Origin of the sequence: Pseudomonas migulae (genome assembly GCF_024169315.1) — a bacterium.
GTDB lineage: Bacteria > Pseudomonadota > Gammaproteobacteria > Pseudomonadales > Pseudomonadaceae > Aquipseudomonas > Aquipseudomonas migulae_B.
The window spans coordinates 3,054,976-3,077,555 of the sequence record NZ_JALJWR010000001.1 but is presented as its reverse complement, the minus strand read 5'-3'; the positions used below and the strand labels follow the sequence as shown (position 1 = coordinate 3,077,555).

At 59.6% G+C, this 22,580-nt stretch carries 22 protein-coding genes; 11 read left to right on the top strand and 11 right to left on the bottom strand.

From position 1 onward, the window contains the following. Positions 1 to 127: 127 nt before the first annotated feature. Both J2Y86_RS14075 and ypfJ read right to left on the bottom strand, forming a co-directional pair. A complete protein-coding gene (locus J2Y86_RS14075) occupies positions 128 to 1,087 on the bottom strand; it encodes an alpha/beta hydrolase (protein WP_253432330.1) in 960 nt (319 codons plus the stop codon). Continuing rightward, the gene (gene ypfJ, locus J2Y86_RS14070; protein WP_253432327.1) at positions 1,088 to 1,981 is read right to left on the bottom strand and encodes a KPN_02809 family neutral zinc metallopeptidase; all 894 of its coding nucleotides are present in this window, start codon (positions 1,979 to 1,981) and stop codon (positions 1,088 to 1,090) included. 253 nt (positions 1,982 to 2,234) lie between these two features. On the opposite strand from ypfJ, the gene J2Y86_RS14065 reads away from it, so the two are divergent. Further along, the gene (locus J2Y86_RS14065) at positions 2,235 to 3,011 is read left to right on the top strand and encodes an IclR family transcriptional regulator (RefSeq protein ID WP_253432324.1); all 777 of its coding nucleotides are present in this window, start codon (positions 2,235 to 2,237) and stop codon (positions 3,009 to 3,011) included. Between the two features lie 113 nt (positions 3,012 to 3,124). Next, positions 3,125 to 4,003: a DMT family transporter gene (locus tag J2Y86_RS14060; protein ID WP_253432322.1), complete on the top strand. Its 879-nt coding sequence runs from the start codon at positions 3,125 to 3,127 to the stop codon at positions 4,001 to 4,003. Between the two features lie 185 nt (positions 4,004 to 4,188). Here the strand turns inward: J2Y86_RS14060 and J2Y86_RS14055 are convergent, their stop codons facing one another. Beyond that, positions 4,189 to 5,490, bottom strand: a complete 1,302-nt coding sequence (locus tag J2Y86_RS14055; RefSeq protein ID WP_253432319.1) for an MFS transporter — start codon at positions 5,488 to 5,490, stop codon at positions 4,189 to 4,191. 387 nt (positions 5,491 to 5,877) lie between these two features. Here J2Y86_RS14055 and quiC point away from each other — a divergent pair, with 387 nt between their 5' ends. Together quiC and J2Y86_RS14045 are read left to right on the top strand one after the other, a co-directional pair. Next, positions 5,878 to 7,779, top strand: a complete 1,902-nt coding sequence (gene quiC / locus J2Y86_RS14050) for a 3-dehydroshikimate dehydratase QuiC (protein ID WP_253432316.1) — start codon at positions 5,878 to 5,880, stop codon at positions 7,777 to 7,779. 102 nt (positions 7,780 to 7,881) lie between these two features. Further along, positions 7,882 to 8,559, top strand: a complete 678-nt coding sequence (locus J2Y86_RS14045) for a TetR/AcrR family transcriptional regulator (RefSeq protein ID WP_253432313.1) — start codon at positions 7,882 to 7,884, stop codon at positions 8,557 to 8,559. A gap of 115 nt (positions 8,560 to 8,674) precedes the next feature. On the opposite strand, the gene J2Y86_RS14040 is transcribed toward J2Y86_RS14045, so the two are convergent. The 3 genes from J2Y86_RS14040 to J2Y86_RS14030 form a co-directional block, all read right to left on the bottom strand. Next, the gene (locus J2Y86_RS14040) at positions 8,675 to 9,529 is read right to left on the bottom strand and encodes a shikimate dehydrogenase (protein WP_253432310.1); all 855 of its coding nucleotides are present in this window, start codon (positions 9,527 to 9,529) and stop codon (positions 8,675 to 8,677) included. A 5-nt stretch (positions 9,530 to 9,534) separates the two neighbouring features. Further along, on the bottom strand, positions 9,535 to 9,975 hold the full coding sequence (gene aroQ / locus J2Y86_RS14035; RefSeq protein ID WP_253432307.1) for a type II 3-dehydroquinate dehydratase: 441 nt from the start codon (positions 9,973 to 9,975) through the stop codon (positions 9,535 to 9,537). A 138-nt stretch (positions 9,976 to 10,113) separates the two neighbouring features. Further along, positions 10,114 to 11,025: a LysR family transcriptional regulator gene (locus tag J2Y86_RS14030; RefSeq protein ID WP_253432304.1), complete on the bottom strand. Its 912-nt coding sequence runs from the start codon at positions 11,023 to 11,025 to the stop codon at positions 10,114 to 10,116. Positions 11,026 to 11,239: 214 nt separating this feature from the next. On the opposite strand from J2Y86_RS14030, the gene J2Y86_RS14025 reads away from it, so the two are divergent. Both J2Y86_RS14025 and J2Y86_RS14020 read left to right on the top strand, forming a co-directional pair. Beyond that, positions 11,240 to 11,668: a DUF4160 domain-containing protein gene (locus J2Y86_RS14025; protein WP_253432301.1), complete on the top strand. Its 429-nt coding sequence runs from the start codon at positions 11,240 to 11,242 to the stop codon at positions 11,666 to 11,668. Beyond that, the gene (locus J2Y86_RS14020) at positions 11,665 to 12,111 is read left to right on the top strand and encodes a DUF2442 domain-containing protein (protein WP_253432289.1); all 447 of its coding nucleotides are present in this window, start codon (positions 11,665 to 11,667) and stop codon (positions 12,109 to 12,111) included. The genes J2Y86_RS14025 and J2Y86_RS14020 overlap by 4 nt, the downstream gene beginning before the upstream one ends. A 54-nt stretch (positions 12,112 to 12,165) precedes the next feature. Here the strand turns inward: J2Y86_RS14020 and trmA are convergent, their stop codons facing one another. Both trmA and J2Y86_RS14010 read right to left on the bottom strand, forming a co-directional pair. Further along, positions 12,166 to 13,245, bottom strand: coding sequence for a tRNA (uridine(54)-C5)-methyltransferase TrmA (gene trmA / locus J2Y86_RS14015; protein WP_253432286.1), 1,080 nt, complete (start codon positions 13,243 to 13,245; stop codon positions 12,166 to 12,168). Next, on the bottom strand, positions 13,242 to 14,537 hold the full coding sequence (locus J2Y86_RS14010; protein ID WP_150710951.1) for an NCS2 family permease: 1,296 nt from the start codon (positions 14,535 to 14,537) through the stop codon (positions 13,242 to 13,244). The genes trmA and J2Y86_RS14010 overlap by 4 nt, the downstream gene beginning before the upstream one ends. 222 nt (positions 14,538 to 14,759) lie before the next feature. Between J2Y86_RS14010 and J2Y86_RS14005 the strand changes: the two genes are divergently transcribed. Both J2Y86_RS14005 and J2Y86_RS14000 read left to right on the top strand, forming a co-directional pair. Then, complete coding sequence (locus J2Y86_RS14005; RefSeq protein ID WP_253432284.1) at positions 14,760 to 15,206, top strand: DUF4879 domain-containing protein; 447 nt, start codon at positions 14,760 to 14,762, stop codon at positions 15,204 to 15,206. 66 nt (positions 15,207 to 15,272) lie between these two features. Then, positions 15,273 to 15,824, top strand: a complete 552-nt coding sequence (locus J2Y86_RS14000; protein WP_253432283.1) for a DJ-1 family glyoxalase III — start codon at positions 15,273 to 15,275, stop codon at positions 15,822 to 15,824. A gap of 6 nt (positions 15,825 to 15,830) precedes the next feature. Here J2Y86_RS14000 and J2Y86_RS13995 read toward each other — a convergent pair whose 3' ends face one another. Beyond that, positions 15,831 to 17,069, bottom strand: coding sequence for an MFS transporter (locus tag J2Y86_RS13995; RefSeq protein ID WP_253432281.1), 1,239 nt, complete (start codon positions 17,067 to 17,069; stop codon positions 15,831 to 15,833). A gap of 493 nt (positions 17,070 to 17,562) precedes the next feature. On the opposite strand from J2Y86_RS13995, the gene J2Y86_RS13990 reads away from it, so the two are divergent. Genes J2Y86_RS13990 through J2Y86_RS13980 form a run of 3 tightly spaced genes read left to right on the top strand, consistent with a single transcriptional unit; the run spans position 17,563 to position 20,238 of the window. After that, complete coding sequence (locus J2Y86_RS13990) at positions 17,563 to 19,002, top strand: cytochrome ubiquinol oxidase subunit I (RefSeq protein WP_253432279.1); 1,440 nt, start codon at positions 17,563 to 17,565, stop codon at positions 19,000 to 19,002. Positions 19,003 to 19,005: 3 nt separating this feature from the next. Continuing rightward, positions 19,006 to 20,013 (top strand): cytochrome d ubiquinol oxidase subunit II, encoded by a 1,008-nt coding sequence (gene cydB / locus J2Y86_RS13985; protein ID WP_253432277.1) that lies wholly within the window; start codon positions 19,006 to 19,008, stop codon positions 20,011 to 20,013. A 57-nt stretch (positions 20,014 to 20,070) separates the two neighbouring features. Next, positions 20,071 to 20,238: a DUF2474 domain-containing protein gene (locus J2Y86_RS13980; RefSeq protein WP_064680606.1), complete on the top strand. Its 168-nt coding sequence runs from the start codon at positions 20,071 to 20,073 to the stop codon at positions 20,236 to 20,238. 82 nt (positions 20,239 to 20,320) lie between these two features. Here J2Y86_RS13980 and J2Y86_RS13975 read toward each other — a convergent pair whose 3' ends face one another. Beyond that, on the bottom strand, positions 20,321 to 21,445 hold the full coding sequence (locus J2Y86_RS13975; protein ID WP_253432275.1) for a methyltransferase: 1,125 nt from the start codon (positions 21,443 to 21,445) through the stop codon (positions 20,321 to 20,323). Between the two features lie 164 nt (positions 21,446 to 21,609). Beyond that, positions 21,610 to 22,341 (bottom strand): helix-turn-helix transcriptional regulator, encoded by a 732-nt coding sequence (locus J2Y86_RS13970; RefSeq protein ID WP_253440298.1) that lies wholly within the window; start codon positions 22,339 to 22,341, stop codon positions 21,610 to 21,612. Positions 22,342 to 22,580 lie beyond the last annotated feature (239 nt).

The following is a 22,580-nucleotide window of genomic DNA, read 5'->3' as shown; positions in this document are numbered from 1 at the left end:
GGTTGTCTGAGAGTGCCCCTTCGCGAGCAAGCCCGCTCCCACATTCGACCGTATTCTTTCTGAAAGAATGCGGTCGAATGTGGGAGCGGGCTTGCTCGCGAAGGGGCACTGCCAGGCAATACAGAGTTCACTGCCCAAACAAAACCTTCTGCCCCTCCGGCGACGTAAACATCCCATCCCCGTCATGCCCAACCCCGGGCACTTCGATCAGTTGCTGATTCAGCTCTTTCGGATGGCTGCGCTTTAAAAAATCAAAAAAACTGCGCCCGCGCGCCAATCGATAAGCACCCTGGGCTAGCGCCTCACAGCTTTTATCCAGCGCCGGGTGATTCGGGTCGATGTCCTGCTGCCCCAGTAGATAAACGATGTCACGCTGGACGTAATTTTCCTTCAGCTGCGCAGGCGTTTGTCCTTCGGCATAAGCCGGCAGATCGGCCAGACCGTACTTCCAGCGATTGAAACCCGGGCAACGGGCGTGACTGAACGCCACCGGCCGTCGCTCATCGAGGTACGCGTAGGAAGACGGGTTGGCGATGACATAACGCACGTGCACGCCCGCGGCCTTGAGCTCCGGTTGATCGTGATTCAACAAGGCATAGCGCTGAACCACCTGAGCGCCACCGGAGTGGCCGGCGATGACGACGTCCTTTACGTCCGGAAACTGTCGACGATCGCCGAGCCGGGCGATGATCTGGTCGAGCGCCGCGTAGGAACTGAGCGCAAACGGAGCGGTGGATTCACCGCCGGCCATCCAGTCATTGCCCTGCCAGCGCAACACGGAGTCGGCCACGGGATGGAGTGCCACGTCGGTTTCATTGAGAAATTGCGGAGCAATCACCAGCGTGTTCGTGCTTTGCCCGGCCTGCTCCGCCGCACGCTCGGCACTCTGGCGATACGTCTCGGCGTTGCGCAATCGTCCATGGATGATGATCAGCACGCGCTCGATTTTCGCCGGCGCCGGGCCAATGCCCACCGCCATCTCACCTTCGTTCAACAATAGCCGTCCGGGGCTGATCTCCTTGACCGCCTGCTCGGCAGCCTGGGTACTTGCACAGGTAAACAACAGAACCAACAGCCACTTGTTCATCTATAGGGTTTTCGCCGCAAAGGTATCGCACTGGCCCACCTGGCCTTGCGCAAATCCGGTTTTGAACCAGCGCACCCTTTGCGCTGACGTGCCATGGGTAAACGAGTCCGGTACCACGCGACCCTGACCTTGCTGTTGCAAGCGGTCATCGCCGATGGCGTTGGCGGCATTCAAGGCTTCTTCGATGTCGCCCGGTTCCAGCCAGTTCAGGCGCTGCTGCGCGTTGTTGGCCCAGACGCCGGCCAGGCAATCCGCTTGCAGTTCCTGGCGCACCAGCAAACCACCGTCGCCTTCCATTTGCCGGCCTTGCTGGCGGGCAGTCTGAATTTTCGCCGAGACACCGAGCAACGTCTGAACATGGTGTCCGACTTCGTGAGCGATCACGTAGGCCTGAGCGAAGTCTCCCGCGGCGGAAAAGCGTTGCGACATCTCCTGGAAGAACGCCATGTCCAGATAGACCTTCTGGTCCGCCGGGCAATAGAACGGACCGGTTGCAGACGTCGCCAGACCGCACGCCGAATTCACCCGGTTGCTGAACAGCACCAGGGTCGGGTTCTTGTACTGCCGCCCGGCCTGCTGAAAAATCTGGCCCCAGGTGTCTTCGGTGTCGCCGAGAATCGAGCGTACGAATTCCGCCCCTTCATCATTCGCCGGCGGTGCCTTGCGGGTTTGTGTCGAGGCCGGTGCCGATTGCTCGGTCATTTGGCCGGTCAGTTGTCCGAGGATCTGCAATGGATCCTGGCCGGTGATCCAGCCGATCCCGACAATCAGAATGATTGCCGTCAGGCTCAGGCCCTTGCCGCCACCAAAGCGCATCCCGCCGCCACCGCCGCCGACATCATCACCACGGGCATCGACCACGTTGTCGCTGCGTCGGCCTTTTTTCCATAGCATGTGGGAATCCTCTGATTGTCCGTGGTGATGAGTGTTGCTGGTGAGTGAGAGCGGCGCCAGTCCGGTCGTCCGTCTTTCGCTCGCTGGCCGGCAGCTTGCAGGCAGTAGGAACGTGGATAACCCATCGAATTCCCTCAGCAGGCGGGTTTTTATCAAACAGTCGAGTGTCTGCGTCGCTCGGGCCGAGGGTTCCAGATTTCGCATTACTCGTTTCGTCTTCTAGAATCAGGACAAATCGAATTCGGAACCTCCCATGGCCGGCAGTCAAATCGAACGTGTCTTCAACGTGCTTGAAAGCCTCACCCGTGAACCTCGCGGTTTACCTATGCAGATGCTCGCGGAGCAACTGGACATCCCTAAAAGCGCCACCCACCGTATGCTCGCGGAGCTGATTCGCCTGGGTTATGTGCGACAGAATCCGGAGAATCAGCGGTATCACTTGTCAACCAAACTGGTAGCGATGGGCTTTCGTTACCTGGCGGGCAGCGGCGCCGATATCGTTCAGCCGGTGCTGGATCGTTTGGCTCAGGAGACCGGGGAGCTGGTGCGTCTTGGGATTATCGAAGGTGAGCGGCAGATCTGGATCGCCAAATCCCAGGGCGCCCGTTCGGGATTGCGTTATGACCCGGACATGGGCCGGGACGCACCGCTGTTTTATACGGCGTCGGGCCATGCGTGGCTGGCCTGCATGAGCGACGCCGAAGCCTTGTCGCTGGTGGAGCGCCAGGGTGGCGACCGGCCGAAAGATATGGGGCCGAACGCACCGCGGTCCAACATTGAGTTACTGGAACGGCTGCGGCTGGCGCGGGAGCAAGGCTACGCCTGGGTCGAGGAAAGTTCGGCGGTGGGCACATCGGCCATTGCGGCCGTGGTACGGCACCCAACCGATGAGAGAGTGATTGGCGTACTGAGCATTGCCGGCCCCAGCGCGCGGATGCCGGGGGCCCGACTTCATGAGTTGGCCCCGCTGTTACTGAAATTTACCGAGGAATTGTCTGCAGCGAGCCTGGCGTCTGAGTTCTTCAATTAACGGCGCTACTGAAAATTGTGTGCGTTGTTCGCCCGGTTTTACGCTGTAGCTATGTAAGAATCTGGAACCAGGTTCTAAATTTAGTTGAACTCGCGAGGCAAAAAAGGTAACCCATGACCGTCAGCACCCCGCTCTCCGGCGTAAACCAGCCCTTCAAAGGGATTTTGCTGATCGTCGTCGCGACCTTCCTTTTCTCCAGCCACGATGCCTTGTCGAAATACCTCTCGGGGTTCTACCCGATCGTCATGGTGGTCTGGGCGCGCTATGTGGTTCACACCTTGTTGATGGCCGGGATTTTTCTTCCGCAATCCGGGTTGCGCGTCCTACGCACTAAACGACCGTGGCTGCAGTTGCTGAGGGCGTTGTGCCTGCTGGGCACCAGCCTGTTTTTCACCACCGGCTTGCAATACATTCCCTTGGCCGAAGCCACGGCGGTCAACTTCCTTGCGCCGGTTCTGGTGACTGCACTGTCGGTGCCGCTGCTGCGTGAGCGCGTCACCCGTGGCCAATGGATCGCGGTGATTTGCGGATTTATCGGCGTGCTGATCATCGTCCACCCCGGCGGCGATCTGTTCACCCCAGCGGTTCTGCTGCCACTCTGCTCGGCGCTGTTTTTCTGTTTCTATCAGTTGCTCACCCGCAAACTCAGTGAGATCGACAGCGCGACGACCAGTAACTTCTTTGCCGGCCTGTGTAACACCCTGGTGATGAGCGCGCTGGTGCCGTTCTTCTGGCAAGTGCCAAGCATTGGGCATGGATTGATGATGGTGGCGTTGGGCGCCTGCGGGATGACGGCGCATCTGTTTCTGACCCAGGCATTCCGCCACGCCGCGCCTGCGTTGCTGGCGCCGTTCGGCTATTGCCAGATTGTGTTTGCCGGTTTGCTCGGCTGGTTGCTGTTTTCCCATACGCCGACGCTAACGACTGTGGTCGGGATTGCGGTGATTTGCTGCAGCGGGTTGGCGGCGGCGTGGCAGCAGAGCCGTAAGTAGATGGGCACAAAAAACTGTGGGAGCGAGCTTGTGTGGCGAGGGGATTTATCCCCGTTCGGCTGCGAAGCAGTCGTCAACCCTTTACACGCGGTTGGCCTTTGAAATGCTGGGGCCGCTTCGCAGCCCAACGGGGATAAATCCCCTCGCCACAAAGGCCCGCTCCCACGGGGACATTGCGTCGGACTTTACTCAGTGACGGTCGGAATCTTGCGCGGCGCCATGAAGTACATCCAGATCAGTGCGATGAAGTACATCGCCGGAATCATCGTAAACAGCACGGTGTAGTTGTTGTTCGTGATGGTCAGGATGTGGCCGACCAACTGGGTCATGAACATCCCGCCGATGGCGGCGCACATGCCGCCGAAACCGAAGACCGTACTCATCATGTGTTTAGGCGTGTAGTCCATCACCAGGCTCCAGATGTTCGCGGTCCAGGCCTGGTGCGCGCCGATGGCCAGGGAGATGGCAAACACCGCGACCCACAGATTGCTTGAACCGGCGGCCATGATCACGCCGATGATGCAGCAGGCGAACAGCAGCATCGACATCAGTCGCGCCTTTATCGGGTTGACCCCGCGGCCAATCAGGAATGAAGAGAGGATGCCGCCGCCGACACTGCCGAAGTCGGCCGTCAGGTAAATGATGATCAGTGGGATGCCCATCTGGGTCACGTTGATGCCCAGGTTGTATTGCTGATTGAGGAACGGTGGCAGCCAGTACAGGTAGAACCAGAACACCGGCGCGGTCATCGAGTAGGCGAGGGCGAAGGCCCAGGTGCCTCGCATGCGCAGGATTTTCGAGAACGGTACGCGGGCCTGTTCCGGTTCGACTTCCTTCTGGATGTAGTCCAGTTCCGACTGTTTGACGCTCGGGTGCTCTTCCGGGTTGAAGTACTTCAAGCCCCAGAACAGCAACCAGATGCCACCCAGTGCCGCCATGCACAGAAACGCGGCTTGCCAGCCCCACACGTGCAGGATTAGCGGCAGCAGCATCGGCGTGAACATCGCCCCGACGTTGGTCCCGGCGTTAAAGATGCCGGTGGCCACGGCGCGCTCGCCGGCGGGGAACCACAACCGCGTGGTTTTCACGCAGGCCGGGTAGTTGGCGGCTTCGGTCAGCCCGAGGATAAAGCGGCAGACCATAAAACCCACCGCTGAGGTGGCCAGGCCGTGGGCACCGGTCGCCAGGCTCCAGAGCAGCACCGCGCAGAAGAACACGCGCTTCACACCGACCCTGTCGATCAACCGGCCTTGCAGCACGAAACCGATGGCGTAGCCGACCTGAAACCAGAAGTTGATGTTGGCGTAGTCCATCGCCGTCCAGCTCATTTCCTTGGCGAGAATGGGCTGCATGACGCCGAGTGCGGCGCGGTCGATGTAGTTCAGGGTAGTGGCGAAAAACACCAGCGCCAGCATGCCCCAACGGGTTTTGCCAACGGCCATGGCGCCGCGGATCTTGTCGCCGATGCCGCCAGTGGCAGGAGTCATGGAGGAACGCTCCACGGGAGAGCTTTGAGAAGGAGTCATGTAGGCCACCGATTATTTTTATGTGGTGTTCTGGGTCTTGGGTCACCGAGACCGTTGTGTGTGACCGGACTCAATGTGGGGTCGATGGTGCGCAGTGGACGAAAAATCGTCAATTCGCCAACGGTCATAGTGTTCGATAATCGCACGCAAAACTAACCGGGTAGTACACTTTGAATTGCTGTGCAGGATCTTGCAGCCAATAATTCACGTCAAGAAAAACGCGGTCCCTGTAGGAGCACGGCTTGCCGGCGAAGGCGTCCTGAAGATCGCCTTCGCGAGCAAGCTCTGCTCCTACAAAGAAGCGTGTCAGGTCCTGAAAAGACAGCCTCCACCACCGGGAGTCGAATTATGCAGCGTTCCATTGCCACCGTTTCCTTGAGCGGTACCCTGCCGGAAAAACTCGAAGCCATTGCCGCCGCCGGTTTCGACGGGGTGGAGATTTTCGAAAACGACCTTCTCTACTACGACGGTAGCCCAAGGGAAATCAGGCAGATGTGCGCCGATCTCGGGATCGCCATCACGCTGTTCCAGCCGTTCCGGGATTTCGAAGGTTGCCGCCGCGATCGCCTGCCACGCAACCTGGAACGGGCCGAACGCAAATTCGACCTGATGCAGGAACTGGGCACCGACCTGGTGCTGGTCTGCAGCAACGCCTCGGCCGACGCCATCGGTGATGAACAGATCCTCGTCGACGACTTGCGCCTGCTGGCCGAACACGCCGGTGCGCGTGGCCTGCGAATCGGTTACGAAGCGTTGGCCTGGGGTCGGCATGTGAACACCTGGCAACAGGTGTGGAACATCGTTCGACAGGCTGACCACCCGCACCTGGGCGTGCTGCTGGACAGTTTCCACACGCTGTCGCTCAAGGGCGATCCAACGGCCATCGCCGAGATCCCCGGCGACAAAATCTTCTTCGTGCAAATGGCCGACGCGCCGATCCTGGCCATGGACGTGCTGGAGTGGAGCCGGCATTTTCGCTGTTTCCCGGGCCAGGGTGAATTCGACTTGCCGGGGTTTCTTGCGCCGATCATCAAGAGTGGTTACACCGGGCCGCTGTCGCTGGAAATTTTCAACGACGGCTTCCGCGCCGCGCCGCCACGAGCCAACGCTGCCGACGGCTTGCGTTCGTTGCTGTACCTGGAAGAGAAAACCCGCGAGCGGCTGGCGCAGGAAACCCAGCCAACGGCTTGCGCCGACATTCTGTTCGAGACCCCCAAGGCCAGCGAATACAACGGCATCGAGTTTCTCGAATTTGCCGTGGACGAAAGCCTTGGCGCCAAACTCGCTCACTGGCTGGAGCGACTGGGCTTCGTCAAGGCGGGGCAACATCGCTCCAAAAGCGTGAGCCTGATGCGTCAGGGCGATATCAACCTGATCCTCAACTCTGAGCCGTACTCGTTTGCCCACAGCTTTTTTGAAGCTCATGGCCCGTCGCTGTGCGCCACCGCCGTGCGGGTCAAGGACAGCGTCAGCGCGCTGGCCCGGGCGGTGGCCTACAAGGGCCAGCCGTATCGCGGGCTGGTCGGCCCCAATGAATTGGAGTTGGCGGCGGTACGTGCACCGGATGGCAGCCTGATTTATCTGGTGGACCAGGACGCCGACGTCTATGGCACCGACTTCAATCTGCATCCGGCCGCCATGGCCAGCGGTGGCCTCAAGCGCATCGACCATATGGCCATGGCGTTGCCGGCCGACAGCCTCGACAGCTGGGTGCTGTTCTATAAGAGCCTGCTGGATTTCGAGGCTGACGACGAAGTGGTGCTGCCGGACCCTTACGGTCTGGTAAAAAGCCGGGCGTTGCGCAGTCGCGACAGCTCGATCCGCTTGCCGCTGAACATTTCCGAGAACCGCAACACCGCGATCTCACACGCACTGTCGAGTTATCGCGGCTCTGGCGTGCATCACATTGCGTTTGATTGCGACGATATCTTTGCCGAAGTCAGCCGCGCCAAGGAGGCAGGTGTACCGTTGCTGGATATCCCGCTCAATTACTACGATGACCTCGCCGCGCGGTTCGATTTCGATGACGAATTCCTCAGTGAGCTCGCCTACTACAACGTGCTCTACGACCGTGATGCCCAGGGTGGCGAGCTGTTCCACGTTTACACGGAGCCGTTCGAAGGGCGTTTTTTCTTTGAAATCATCCAGCGCAAGAATGGTTACGCCGGTTACGGCGCGGCCAACGTGGCAGTACGGCTGGCGGCCATGGCCAAATCCCGCAGTGGCGCCATTCGTCAGGCCAAGTTGTAGGAATTTGGTAAACGCGAGGTGAAACCGCTGCCGCGCGGCTTCCTTCACTGTGCGGCGCGGCTCATAATTGCCAGCCTGTGCAGTGATGGCCGTGAGCCCGCAATGACAATAATTTCAGAACTCTCCGTAGCGCCCGACGAACCCATGGCCGAGCCGCGCAAGAGTCGCAAGAACAACCCGGAAAAGACCCGCGAGAACATTCTTCAAGAAGCCATTGTCGAGTTCGTCCAGCAGGGACTTTCCGGCGCTCGCGTCGATGCGATCGCCGAGCGCATTCACACCTCCAAACGCATGATCTATTACTACTTCGGCAGTAAGGAACAGCTCTACATCGAGGTGCTGGAGAAGCTCTACGGCGATATCCGCAACACCGAAAACCGCCTGCACCTGGCCGAACTGGCGCCGGTGGAGGCCATTCGGCGACTGGTGGAATTTACCTTCGATCACCATGATCGCAACGTCGATTTCGTGCGCATCGTCAGCATCGAGAACATTCACAACGCGGAATTCGTGAAGCGCTCCGATGCGATCAAGGCGATGAACAACACCATTCTTGATTCACTGGGCGTGATTTTGCGTCGCGGGGCTGAAGAAGGCGTGTTCCGGGCGGGGCTTGATCCGCTGGATGTGCATCTGCTGATCAGCTCGTTCTGCTTCTATCGCGTCTCGAATCGCAACACGTTCGGGGAGATTTTTCAGATCGAGCTGGCAGACGAAAGCATCAAGCAGCGTCATCGGGAAATGATTTGCGAGTCGGTGTTGCGCTACCTGCAGGCCTGACCTGTGGCGAGGGGGCTTGCCCCCGTTGGGCTGCGAAGCAGACCTGAAAACAATTGCGACTGCTCGGCAGTCGAACGAGGGCAAGCCCCCTCGCCACATCTGCCCGCGAAGCTCTTCAGCCATTCATGCTCTGAAAATGCTCGAGCATCCGCTGCGCGTCCGGCACCACGCCGCTGAACAATTCAAACGCCTTCACCGCCTGAAACACCGCCATGTTGCCGCCATCGAGCGTCCGGCAACCCAGGGCGCGGGCGTTACGCAGCAGTTCGGTTTCCAGTGGGAAGTAAACGATCTCCGCCACCCACAACTGTGCCCTGAGCAACTCCACCGGTACCGGCATGCCCGGCAGTTTTTTCATGCCCATGGGCGTGGTGTTGACCAGCCCGTCGGCCTGAGCCAGCGTACTCGGCAGGTCATGACCCGCCACCGCCCGGTCCGCGCCAAAATGCTGATTGAGGTTGTTCGCCAGCGCCTGAGCGCGACTGATGTCCACGTCGAAAATACTCAGCAGGCGTACGCCTTCGCTCAATAACGCGTGGGCCACCGCCGCACCGGCCCCACCAGCGCCCATCTGGACGACACGCTCAACGGCAACGCCCTGCAAACCACGGCGAAAACCCTCGGCAAAACCCAGGCAATCGGTGTTGTGGCCAATGCGTTTACCGTCCTTCAACACCACCGTATTCACCGCACCGATGCCGCGGGCTTCCGGTGAGAGTTCGTCGAGCAAAGGGATGACCGTCTGCTTGCACGGAAAGGTGATGTTCAGGCCGGTGAAACTCATCTGCTCGGCCGCCAACAGCAAGTCGGGCAGGGCATCGCTGTCGAGTTTGAGCTGGTCGAGGTCAATCAGGCGATAGAGATAACGCAAACCCTGGGCATCGCCTTCATGCTCATGCAGTGCGGGCGTACGGGAAGCCTGGATGCCGGCACCGATCAGCCCGGCCAGTACAGCGTTGTTCTGAGTCACGGCATTCACCCCTTCAAACGCAGGCCGAAATGTTCAAGCGCCAGGCGATACCCGTGGCTGCCGAAACCGGCCATCACCGCGGTGGCAATGGCCGAAACGAAGGAGTGGTGGCGAAAGGGTTCGCGGGCGTGGACGTTGGACAGGTGGACTTCGATCACCGGCAGTTCGCTGGCGACCAGGGCATCACGGATGGCGACCGAGGTGTGGGTCCAGGCGGCCGGGTTGATAACGATCCCGGCGCAACGGCCGCGGGCGGCGTGAATCCAGTCGAGCAATTCGCCCTCATGGCTGGTCTGGCGAAATTCCACCGCCAGGCCGAACTCTTCGGCTGCACGTGCGCACAACGCTGAAATGTCTGCCAGGGTTTCGTGGCCGTAAGTCGCCGGTTCACGGGTGCCCAGCAGGTTCAGGTTCGGGCCGTTGAGCACCAGAACGATAGGTTTCATCGGGGTCTCTCCACTTATTATTTTTGGCATGGGCTGATGCTTCAGCCTGTGGAGATAAATTGTACTAGATGGTTAATTTGGTCAATTGAAGTGGCGCGACGCCGGGCTGTTGTGTGCGGTGATCGGACGGTTTCTTTTTTAGCGTGGCAAATGCTCAATCAGAAAATCGATAAACGCGCGCAGCCGAAGCGGTACATGACGACTTTGTGGATAGAGCAGGGTGAACGGCCGAGAGCGACCCCCATAAGGTTTGAGGATTTCCACCAGCGACCCATCGGCCAATTCCTTTTCGACGATGAAACGATAGGTCTGGAACAGGCCTGCACCATGTTTGGCCAGCGTCACGCCGCCCAAGACATCGTCGGAACAGCTGAAATTACCCTCGGCCTGAATTTCGCGCTGCTCGCCATCGTCGTTGAACAACCAGGCAATTCGCCGGCCGCTGCTGGGCAGATCGTACTGGATGCATTCGTGCTGTTTGAGGTCGTCCAGGGTTTGCGGAGTACCCGCGCGCTTCAGGTAATCAGGACTGGCAATCATCACCAGTCCCGCGTCCTCAAGCTGCCGGGCGATCAGCCCTGAATCCGGAATCGCCCGCACGCGGATGGCCAGGTCATAGCCTTCGCCGACGAAGTCGATGTTGCGATTGCTGATGTGCGATTCGACTTTCACCTGCGGGAAGCGCTCCCGAAACGCCGGGAGCAACGGCAGGATCCGGTGATGGGCATACGTTGTGGGAATGCTGATGCGCAAGGTGCCGGAAGGCTCCTGCTGCTGGCCCATCACTTCGCGTTGGGCCTCGACCAATTGCGCCAGCGCCTGACGACATTCCTCGTAATAGCGGCGCCCGCTGTCGGTCATTTTGACGCTGCGGGTGGTTCGTGCGAACAACCGCACACCCAGCCGTTCCTCCATGCGCGACACCGAACGGCTGACCGCCGCGGGCGTTACGCCAGCCACCAGCGCCGCGGCGGTAAAGCTGCCGGCTTCGGCGGCGAGGCAAAACAGTTCGATGCTGCCGAGCTGAAGATCGTCGAATGTTCGCTGCATGATTGATTACACCGGGGATCAAATTAAGGGCCTGACGCAGTGTTTATCAAATTGACGAAAGGATTGCTTACCATTTTTGCCCCTGATTGCCGCTCCCGGGGCGACTTCAAGCGCTAGCCTCAAGTTCCGGAGACTGAATGCAGCCAACACCGGTTATCGGATTGTTCAAGGAATGACGAGTCGTCAGGCTCAACAACCTAACGGATGGGTTAGTATGAAATTGTTCAGCTACAAAGGGCTTTCAATGGTGATCATGCTGCGCGACGAGCACTGTCCACCACACGCGCATGTGGATGCCGGCGCCTGGAGTGCACGCTTCAAATTCAGCTTTTGGCACAACGGTGTCGAGCTGTGGGATGTGGTTCCTCATTCCAACCGGCCACCTGCCGCCGTGCTGGAGGGCCTGCGTCAAGCACTCCGACAGCCTGTTCATTTGCGTCGCGCCCGCAAGATCTGGTGGGAAAAGCTGCAGACGGTCTGCCTCGATCATCAGATATGGGACTGGCGGACCAGTGAAGTAGTGGTGGTGAAAAGGATTGTCAGTGCGACCAACATGATTTATTCGGCTTGCTATGAGCCCGAGACGAACAAGACCTTGCTGGCGCTGTTTGGCGTTTCGGAGGGCGTGGAGATCAAGTTATGAAAACGATAGAGGCAAGTACGATCGCGGATCGGCCTGTGACCGAGGCCGTGCTGGATGTAGCCATCCGGCGTGGGCAAGTGCGCAACAAAGGTGGTTTTCAGGTGACGGCCGTTTCCTATTTGGAACCGTGTCTGGCGGTCAGTTTCATTGATGGCAGTGGCGTGCTGCTGCCGGTGCAGCACTATCCGGAATTCGCTGGTTTCGAGGTCGAGGATTTTGCAGACCTGAAAGTCGGCTTTTCCGGAACTGCCCTTTGCCATGAGGGCAAGGATTTGCATGTGTGCATCGCCGGGATGATCTCCGCGAGCAAGCCGCTGATGGACATGGCCGCCTCGGTCATCGCTTCGCGCAATGGTCGCCAAAGCAGTGCCGCCAAGGCCGAGGCAGCACGGGCCAATGGTCGCAAGGGTGGGCGTCCGCGCAAGCCGGATGTCCCCGTTTGAGCGCTCACAAAAAAGCCGTCGTACTGACGGCTGTTTTGTCTCGGACGAGTGCAATCAACGCCGGGTCAACAACACCCCGGATTCCATGTGATGGGTCCACGGGAACTGATCGAACATCGCGCATTGGGTGATGCGGTGGGTGTCGTGCAGTTGGGCGATGTTGGCCGCCAGGGTTTCCGGGTTGCAGGAAATGTACAGGATGTTGTCGAAGCGCCGGGTCAACTCGCAGGTGTCCGGGTCCATACCGGCGCGAGGCGGGTCGACGAAGACGCTACCGAATTCATAGCTCTTGAGGTCGATGCCGTGCAGGCGACGGAACGGGCGGACCTCGTTCAGGGCCTCGGTCAGCTCTTCGGCGGACAGGCGCACCAGCGTGACGTTATCCACCGCGTTTTCGCTGAGGTTGCTCAGCGCCGCGTTGACTGAGGTCTTGCTGATCTCGGTGGCCAGCACTTTGCGCACGCGGGTCGCAAGCGGCAGGGTGAAGTTACCGTTGCCGCAATACAGTTCCAGCAAATCGTCCGGGCGATCGCCGAGGGCGTCGTAAGCCCAGTTGAGCATCTTCTGGTTCACGGTGCCGTTGGGCTGTGTGAACGCGCCTTCCGGCTGGCGGTAACTGAAGGTGCGGCTGCCGACGTCGAGTTTCTCGACCACGTAATCGTGACCGATCACTTCGCGCTTGCCTTTCGAGCGGCCGATCACGCTGACGTTCAGGTCTGCCGCCAGTTTCGTGGCCGCCGCGTGCCAGTGTTCGTCCAGCGGACGGTGGTAGCACAGGGTGATCATTGCATCGCCGGCCAGCGTCGTCAGGAACTCCACCTGAAACAGCTTGTGGCTCAGGGCCGCACTGGCTTTCCACGCGGTCTTGAGCTGTGGCATCAACTCATTGATGCGCAGGCTGGCAATGGGGAACTCTTCGATCAGGATCGGCGTGCGTTTGTCTTCCTGGGAAAACATCGCGTAGTGACGCTCGCCACCTTCGCGCCACAGGCGGAATTCGGCACGCAGGCGGAAGTTTTTCAGCGGTGAATCGAATACGGCCGGTTCCGGTGCATCGAACGGGGCCAGCAGGTCACGCAGGCGCGAGACCTTTTCTTCGAGCTGAACGGTGTAAGCCTGGGAATCAAAAGTCATGCGTTGAACCAACCCAACTTGATCACGAACAGAATCGACAGAATCACCAGCGCCGGGTTCAGCTCACGGCCGCGACCGGACAGCAGCTTGATCGCGGTCCAGGAAATGAAACCGAAGGCGATGCCGTTGGCGATGGAGTAAGTGAACGGCATGGCCAGCGCAGTGATCACGACCGGTGCGGCAACGGTAATGTCGTCCCAGTCTATTTCGGCCAGGCCGGAAGTCATCAGTACCGCGACGAACAGCAGTGCCGGTGCCGTGGCGAACGCGGGAACACTGGCGGCCAGTGGCGAGAAGAACAGCGCCAACAGGAAAAGAATCGCCACCACAACGGCCGTCAGACCGGTGCGGCCACCGGCACTCACACCGGCTGCGGATTCGATGTAGCTGGTGGTCGTCGACGTACCCAGCAACGAACCGGCCATGGCCGCGGTGCTGTCAGCGATCAGGGCGCGGCCCATTTTCGGCATGTGGCCGTCCTTGCCCATCAGGCCGGCGCGCTTGGCGACGCCAATCAGGGTGCCGGAGTTATCGAACAGGTCGACGAACAGGAAGGCGAAGATCACGCTGACCAGACCGATGTCCAGTGCACCCTTGATGTCCAGTTGCAGGAATGTCGGCGCCAGCGATGGCGGCATCGACATCACGCCGCCGAACGGGGTGAAACCCAAGGCAATCGACGCGATAGTCACAACCAGAATCCCGATCAGCACCGCACCGCGTACGGCCAGAGCCTCGAGGGCAACGATCAGGGCAAAACCAAGGGTGGCGAGGATCGGTGCCGGTTGCTTCAGGTCACCGAGGCCGACCATGGTCGCCGGATTGCTGACCACGATACCGGCGTTGTGCAGGGCGATCAGCGCCAGGAACAGGCCGATACCGGCGGCGATCGCCGAACGCAGCGGCAACGGGATGCTGTTGATGATCCATTCCCGAATGCGGAAGATCGACAACAGGAAGAACAACACCGCCGAGATGAACACCGCCCCCAGTGCCACTTGCCAGGTATGGCCCATGTGCAGGACCACGGTGTAGGTGAAGAAGGCGTTCAGGCCCATGCCCGGTGCGAGGGCGATCGGGTAGTTGGCGATCAGGCCCATCACCGTGGAGCCAATGGCGGCCGCCAGGCAGGTCGCGACAAACACCGCGCCCTTGTCCATGCCGGTCTCGCCGAGGATGCTCGGGTTGACGAACAGAATGTAGGCCATGGCCAGGAAGGTCGTGACGCCCGCAAGAATCTCGGTCCGCACGTTGGTGTTGTGTGCCTTGAGTTGAAACAGCCTTTCCAGCATGTCTGCTCCCCGTGGCGCGCCCGGCGCCGTGAATGTATCGACCTCAACAGCAAAGCACAGACCGCTGCAGGCGCCTGGTAATTTTCTGTGGGTCGGAAAAAGCCGCGCATCATACCAGCCGCGTGGGGCTGTGGCTGCTTATGGTGGTGATCGTCGTCGATGTTTTGCGTTAAAGCCAAGTGCGCCATACTGCGCGCTGGTTTTGGGGGACATGGGGATTTCATGAAAAAGCGTCTGGTTACCGTATTTGGAACATTGATTGCCTTGTTGCTGGGGGCGCAAAGCGCTTCGGCGGCCTCGGCGGCGCCGTTGACCCAGGTCAAGGTGCTCAAGGTCGAGTCGCCGGTCTGTGGTTTTGAAGACATTGGCGAGGGGCAGGAGAAAACCCGCTGCGATCACAGCGGGCCGAACATCAAGATCTACGTGCTGGAAGTCGGTTACGGCCGCAAGGCGCAAGTCGGGCTGGACGGATTTGATGTGGACGGCACCCGGACCCCTGTCTGTGCGTTCGATAACGGCAACCTGACCGAGTGCACCGTCGGCAGAAAAACGGTCGGCTACCTGTATGTCTTCGATCTGGCCGGCAAGCAGGAAGGCACCTTCACCTTCAGCAACACGTCCATCAACGCGCCGGGCAACACGATGTCGACCCAGCTTTACATCAAGTAACGGCCGGCTCGAACAAGGGTCAGGAAAGCTGACTACGCTTTAAGGATCATCCTGTGGACCGCGCCCATGACCTTTAGAGCTCTGATTACCCTCGCCGAGGGCATCGATGACCTGCAAACCGTGACGCTGATCGATGTGCTGCGCCGCGCCAAGGTCGAAGTGGTGGTGGCGAGCATCGAGGGGCGGCGCATGCTCACCTGTGCCCGCGGCACCCGCGTGACGGCCGATGCGATGCTGGTGGATTTGCTGGCCCAGCCGTTTGATTTGATCGCACTGCCTGGCGGCGCAGTCGGTGCGCAGCATCTGGCGGCCCATCAGCCCTTGCAGCAATTGATCAAGGATCAGGTGGCGGCAGGTCGCCTGTTCGCCGCCATCGCCGAAGCCCCGGCCGTGGCACTGCAAGCCTTTGGCGTCCTGCGTCAGCGGCGAATGACCTGCCTGCCTTCGGCGAGTCATCAGCTGTCAGGCTGCAACTTCGTCGATCAACCGGTGGTGGTCGATGGCAACTGCATTACCGCTCAAGGTTCGGGAGGCGCTCTGGAGTTTGCCCTGACGCTGGTGGAACAACTTTGCGGCAAGCCAACCCGGGTGACGGTGGCGGGGGAGTTGATGGTTTAAACGGTGTCACACCCTGGCTTCTTCCACCGGCACATGCATGCGATCACGGTTGGCCAACGTCGGGAACAGCTTGATCCACACTCCGGTCACCACCAGCGTGCCGATGCCGCCCATGACCACCGCTGGCACGGTGCCAAACCAGTGGGCGGTGAGGCCGGATTCGAATTCACCCAACTGGTTCGAGGCGCCGATGAACAGACCGTTTACGGCGCTGACCCGGCCGCGCATTTCATCCGGTGTTTCCAGTTGCACGAAGGACGCGCGGATCACCATGCTGATCATGTCGGCGGCGCCCAACACCACCAGCACGGCCAGTGAGAACCAGAACGAGGTCGAAAGACCAAACGCGATGGTCGCGACGCCGAACACCCCGACAGCGGTAAACATCACCCGACCGACCTTGCGATCCACCGAGAAACGCGCCAGCCAGAGTGACATCAGTAACGCACCGACGGCTGGAGCGGAGCGCAGCAGGCCCAGCCCCCACGGCCCGGTCAGCAGAATGTCCTTGGCGAATACCGGCAGCAACGCCGTCGCGCCACCTAACAGCACTGCAAACAGATCGAGGGAAATCGCGCCGAGAATGTCCGGACGGCTGCGAATGAATCGGATACCGGCCAGCAGCGAATCCAGGGTCGCCTTGCCTTTGTTCAGCGGCGTCTGCCGGGCGGGCAGGTTGAGCATCAATCCGCAGGCGATCACATACAGGATCACGGTCGGTCCGTAGACCCAGACGCTGCCGAAGGCGTACAGCAAACCACCAAGGGCCGGTGCGACGATGGTTGCCGATTGTTGCGCCGACTGGGCGGCGGCGACGGCGCGGGGGAACAGCGCAGAGGGAACGATGCTGGGCAGCAGCGCCTGGGTGGTCGGCATTTCGAAAGAGCGAGCGGCGCCGAGCAGAAACGCCAGGATGAAGATCATTTCTCGGGTGACGTGGCCGGTCGCGCCGCCAATCGCCAGCGTCAGAGCAATCAATGCCTGCAGTGACTGACAGATGGCCGCGACTTTACGCCGGTCATAGCGATCGGCGACATGCCCGGTGTGCAACATGAACAGCACTCGCGGGGCAAACTCCACCAGGCCGACCAGGCCCAGGTCCAGCACGTTGCCGGTCAGTTGATAGAGGTTCCAGCCGATGGCAACCGTGAGCATCTGAAAGCCGCTGGCGGTAAACACTCGAGCCAGCCAGAACGCGATGAAAGGGCGATGATGACGTAACAGCAAGGGCGCTTGGCTGGGCATCTGAGGCAGGTCTTGAGCGAGGGGAAGGCCGAGATTATCACCAACCTGTAACCAGAAGTTGCAGAGGCGGGAAATTTAGTTAGCTAGACACCGATCCCGAAGCGCGGAGTTCCCCCTGTGGGAGCGAGACCGGCTTGCCGGCGATGGCGGTGGATCAGGCAGCAACGGTATCGACTGACACTCCGCCATCGCCGGCAAGCCGGTCTCGCTCCCACAGGGAATGTGTTGCAGCTGATTGCCTGGCCTGTGAGGCAACCTGTCACGCGGCAATAGACCACACCGTCCATCGTCAAAAACCGGACTACTCTTTCAGCCATGCTTGATCCAGATCAATGCCTTCCTGGAATTGGTCCGGCGGCCAGATGGCCAGATTCCCTACGTGTGATGTTGGTAAAAAGAAGAACGAATTCAAATTCGCCACACTCCATATCCGTGGGGGCATTGGGTGCAGGCCACAAGCCTTCAGCCGGTATTACCTGACAGAGGAAGACTTATGTTCGGTTTGGAGGCGCTTGATCTCGCCCGAATTCAGTTCGCGTTCACCATCTCGTTCCACATCCTGTTCCCGGCCATCACCATCGGCCTGGCGAGTTACCTGGCGGTGCTCGAAGGCTTGTGGCTGAAAACCCATAACGATACCTACCGCGACCTGTACCACTTCTGGTCGAAGATCTTTGCCGTCAACTTCGGCATGGGGGTGGTCTCCGGGCTGGTCATGGCCTATCAGTTCGGCACCAACTGGAGCCGATTCTCGGACTTCGCCGGTTCCGTGACCGGGCCGTTGCTGACGTACGAAGTCCTGACGGCCTTCTTCCTCGAAGCCGGGTTCCTTGGGGTCATGCTGTTCGGCTGGAACAAGGTCGGGCGCAACCTGCACTTTTTCGCCACGGTCATGGTCGCCATCGGCACGCTGATCTCGACCTTCTGGATTCTAGCCTCCAACAGCTGGATGCAGACCCCGCAGGGTTACGAAATCATCAACGGCCAGGTCATTCCAACCGACTGGCTGGCGGTGATCTTCAATCCGTCGTTCCCGTACCGCCTGATGCACATGGCAACGGCCGCATTCGTGGCGACGGCGTTCTTCGTCGGTTCTTCGGCGGCCTGGCACCTGCTGCGCGGCAAGGACAACCCGGCGATCCGCACCATGCTTTCGATGGCCATGTGGATGGCCCTGATCGTGGCGCCGATTCAGGCGGTCATCGGTGACTTTCACGGCCTCAATACGTTGAAGCACCAACCGGCGAAAATCGCGGCGATCGAAGGTCACTGGGAAAACCACGGTGACGAACCGACTCCGCTGATTCTGTTCGGTTGGCCGGACATGAAAGAAGAGCGGACCAAGTTCGCGGTGGAAATTCCGTACCTGGGCAGCCTGATCCTCACGCACTCGCTGGACAAACAGGTGCCGGCGCTCAAGGAATTCCCGCCTGAAGACCGGCCGAATTCAACCATCGTGTTCTGGTCGTTCCGGATCATGGTCGGCCTGGGCATGCTGATGATCTTCACTGGTTTGTGGAGCCTGTGGCTGCGCAAACGCGACAGGTTGTACACCTCGCGACCGTTCCTGTACCTGGCATTGTGGATGGGCCCGTCCGGCCTGATCGCGATCCTCGCCGGTTGGTTTACCACTGAAATCGGGCGCCAGCCGTGGGTGGTCTACGGTTTGATGCGCACGGCAGACGCTTCGTCCAATCACAGCTTCATGCAGATGAGCATCACGCTGATCCTGTTCGTGGTGGTCTATTTCGCGCTGTTCGGGGCTGGCCTGGGGTACATGATGCGTCTGGTGCGCAAGGGGCCGAAGATCGACGAAGGCGCGGAAACGCCCGATGGCGGTCCAGGCAAGCAACGCACGCCGGCCCGTCCGCTGTCCGCCGCCGACGATCCTGGCGATGCCGACCACGACCCCAGCCTGCAAAAGGAGATTTGAATCATGGGTATTGATCTTCCGCTGATCTGGGCCGTGATCATCATCTTCGGCATCATGATGTACGTGGTCATGGACGGTTTCGACCTGGGGATCGGGATTCTCTTTCCGTTCATCCCGGGCAAGACCGACCGTGACGTGATGATGAACACCGTCGCACCGGTGTGGGATGGCAATGAGACCTGGCTGGTTCTGGGGGGCGCGGCGTTGTTCGGCGCCTTCCCGCTGGCGTATTCAGTGGTGCTCTCGGCGCTGTACCTGCCGCTGATTTTCATGCTGATCGGGCTGATCTTCCGCGGCGTGGCGTTCGAGTTCCGCTTCAAGGCCAAGGACGACAAGCGTCACCTCTGGGATAAAGCGTTCATCGGTGGTTCGGTCGCCGCGACGTTCTTTCAGGGCGTGGCCCTGGGGGCGTTCATTGATGGATTGCCGGTGGTCAATCGCCAGTTCGCCGGTGGTTCACTGGATTGGTTGACGCCCTTTACGATGTTCTGCGGCGTCGCACTGGTGGTGGCTTATGCGCTGCTCGGCTGCACCTGGCTGATCATGAAAACCGAAGGCAAGCTGCAGGAACAGATGCATGACCTGGCGCGGCCGCTGGCCTTCGTGGTGTTGGCCGTGATCGGCATCGTCAGCATCTGGACGCCGCTGGCTCATCCCGAGATCGCCGCTCGCTGGTTCACGCTGCCGAATCTGTTCTGGTTCCTGCCGGTGCCGATTCTGGTGCTGGTGACCATGTACGGCCTGATTCGCGCCGTGGCACGCAATGCGAACTACACGCCGTTCCTGCTGACGCTGGTGCTGATCTTCCTCGGCTACAGCGGTCTGGGCATCAGCCTGTGGCCGAACATCGTGCCGCCTTCGATTTCGATCTGGGACGCCGCCGCACCGCCACAGAGTCAGGGTTTCATGCTGGTCGGAACGCTGTTCATCATCCCGTTTATCCTGGGGTACACCTTCTGGAGCTACTACGTGTTCCGCGGCAAGGTCACCCACGAAGACGGCTACCACTAGCGCACACGGCAATGGCGCAGGGCAGAGACCTGCGCCGTTTCAGAGGAGATTACGATGATGGCTGGCAAACATTCCTTGCAGGAAATCGAAGCAGCAGAGAAAAAACCGCTGTGGCAGCGACTCGGCTGGCTGGCGATGATCTGGACCGGCAGCGTGGTGGCGCTGTTCATCGTCGCGAGCCTGATGCGTATGTTCATGAATGCGGCAGGCCTGTCGACGCATTGATGCTTCGCACCCGATCCCATCCCGATGCCTTGCGGCACGGATTTACAACCCTCCTGTGCTGGAGGGTTTTTTTTGCCTGGAATTATTTTCGGGCTTTAAGGATCACGAACTTCGGCGTGGCCGCCACTTGTTCAACACCGCGGAACAACCGAGCGAGCTTGCTGTGATAGCCCAGATGACGATTGCCGACGATATACAGCGCACCGCCCACCACCAGCGCTTCCCGGGCTTGCTGGAACATGCGCCAGGCGAGAAAGTCACCCACCACTTGCTGCTGATGAAACGGCGGGTTGCACAGCACCACGTCCAGTGATTGCGGTTCCTGCCCGGCCAAGCCGTCACCGGCACGCACCATCACGTCTCGATCACCCAGCGCTGCGCGCCAGTTTTCGGCGGCCGATTGCACGGCCATGAAAGACTCGTCCACCAGTGTGTAGTGCGCCTCGGGATTTTGCAGGGCACTGGCGATCGCCAGTACACCGTTGCCGCAACCGAGGTCGGCGACCCGCGCCGCGCCGAGGTTCGTCGGCAAGTGCGGCAGAAATGCCCGCGTGCCGATGTCCAGGCCTTCCCGGCAAAACACGTTGGCGTGGTTGAGCAGTTCGATGGGCGGCGTGTCGAGTCGATAGCGGGTGGGATAGGGCGACGTCGCGGGGGCTTTGGCCTCGGCGGTAGCAATCAACAGTCGGGCCTTTTTCACCGCCAAGGATGCTTGCACCGGACCGATGTAGCGTTCCAGCAAATCCCCGGCGGCACGCGGCAGATGCTTGATCATGGCACCGGCGATCACTTGGGCGCCGGGTGCCAGCTGAGTTTGCAGGCGGATCAGTTGCTCCTCCAGCAAGGCCAGGGTTTTCGGAACCCGGATCAGTACCCGGTCAAACGGACCGTTGACTGCTTCGCTGGCAGGTACGCCCGCCACGGCATCAAATGCCTGGCCGTTGCGGATCAGATTCTTTTCCAGCCCCTGGAAAGCCAGGAACGAATCACCGCTCGTGGTCACCTGAACCTTGCCTGCCAGGCTGGCGGCCAATGCGCCGAAGCTGTCATTGAGCACCAGCACACGGGTATTCGCGATCGGTTGCTGTTCGGCCAGATGATTGAGCAGGTATTCGTCGGCGGCATCAAACGCCTGCAGCGGTTCATTCTGCTGTTCGGGCTGGCGGATCAGGTCGAGTCGGGCGAAGGGTGTTTCGAGCAAAGGCATGGGGCGGGGCTCTGGGTAATCAACGGGTTTCCCGCGGCCCAGGGGCGTTGTGGCGGGCGAGACCGTCCAAGTGTACTGCGTCGTGAAGGTTCACACGGCAACACTATGGAGGCGTCGCAGATGGTACGTTTTTTTCTTTTGGATTACTCGCAGGTTTTAACCGGTCAACGGATCGAGGTGCGGTTGAGATAGCCGGCCTTGAGGGCGGCGATAATGGCCGCAATCTTGTTGTTGACCCCGAGTTTATCGATCGAACTTTGAATGTGGAAATGGATGGTTCGTGCACTCAGATTAAGAATTCTCGCGCTTTCGTCTGCCGTCTTGCCGGCTGCCGCCAGTTCCAGAACGTCGATTTCCCGGGGCGACAGATGCGGGGTTGCCGGTTTCGCCGATCGCTTGGGCAGCGATTGTGCGACCAACGAATGGAGGTGACTGCACATGAACACTGAGAAGCCAAGATTTTCGTACAGCTCCATTGCCGTGATCGGACAATGGCTCCTGGCCAGGCTCAAAATGCTGCACAGGCCGCTCTCTTCGTCGTGAAACGATTGTGACCAGCCGTGCTCCAAACCTTGCGCCACAAGGTCCTCCCACAGTGAAGGAACATTGGAGAAAAGGTTTTCGCTCCATAGAATGGGCAACATGGAGCGATGGCAATGGGCTACTACCGGATCTATTGACCTCAGATTCTTTTGTTCATATTCGTTGTTCCAGTCGACAGGGTAATTGTTGCGCCGGATGGTATTGACCTGGTTGTTTTTCGTTTGATAAGTAGTTGAAAAGGCGAAAAATTTAAACCCGATGTTTTTCGCAAAACCCAGTGCAATCCGATACGCGTTCTCTATGTCGGTCGTGTACGACAGTTGTGTAAGTTGTGACTCCTTCCACCGCTCCATCATGAATCTCCATTATCCAATCTTCTCTGGGGTGCTAGTTGGATCCGAGATCCAGCACGCTAACGAGTGTAGGATGAATCCTACATATAGGGTGAGACTTTTTGGCTTTGTTAACGCGTTAAAAACTAAATATCTGGTTCTATTAATAGAGGTGTAAATAGGATGAATATTGAATGAAAGCCTTAATGTGAGTTGCGTGAATTAACCAGATGGTTCGTAAAGGTTAATGTTTCAAGCGA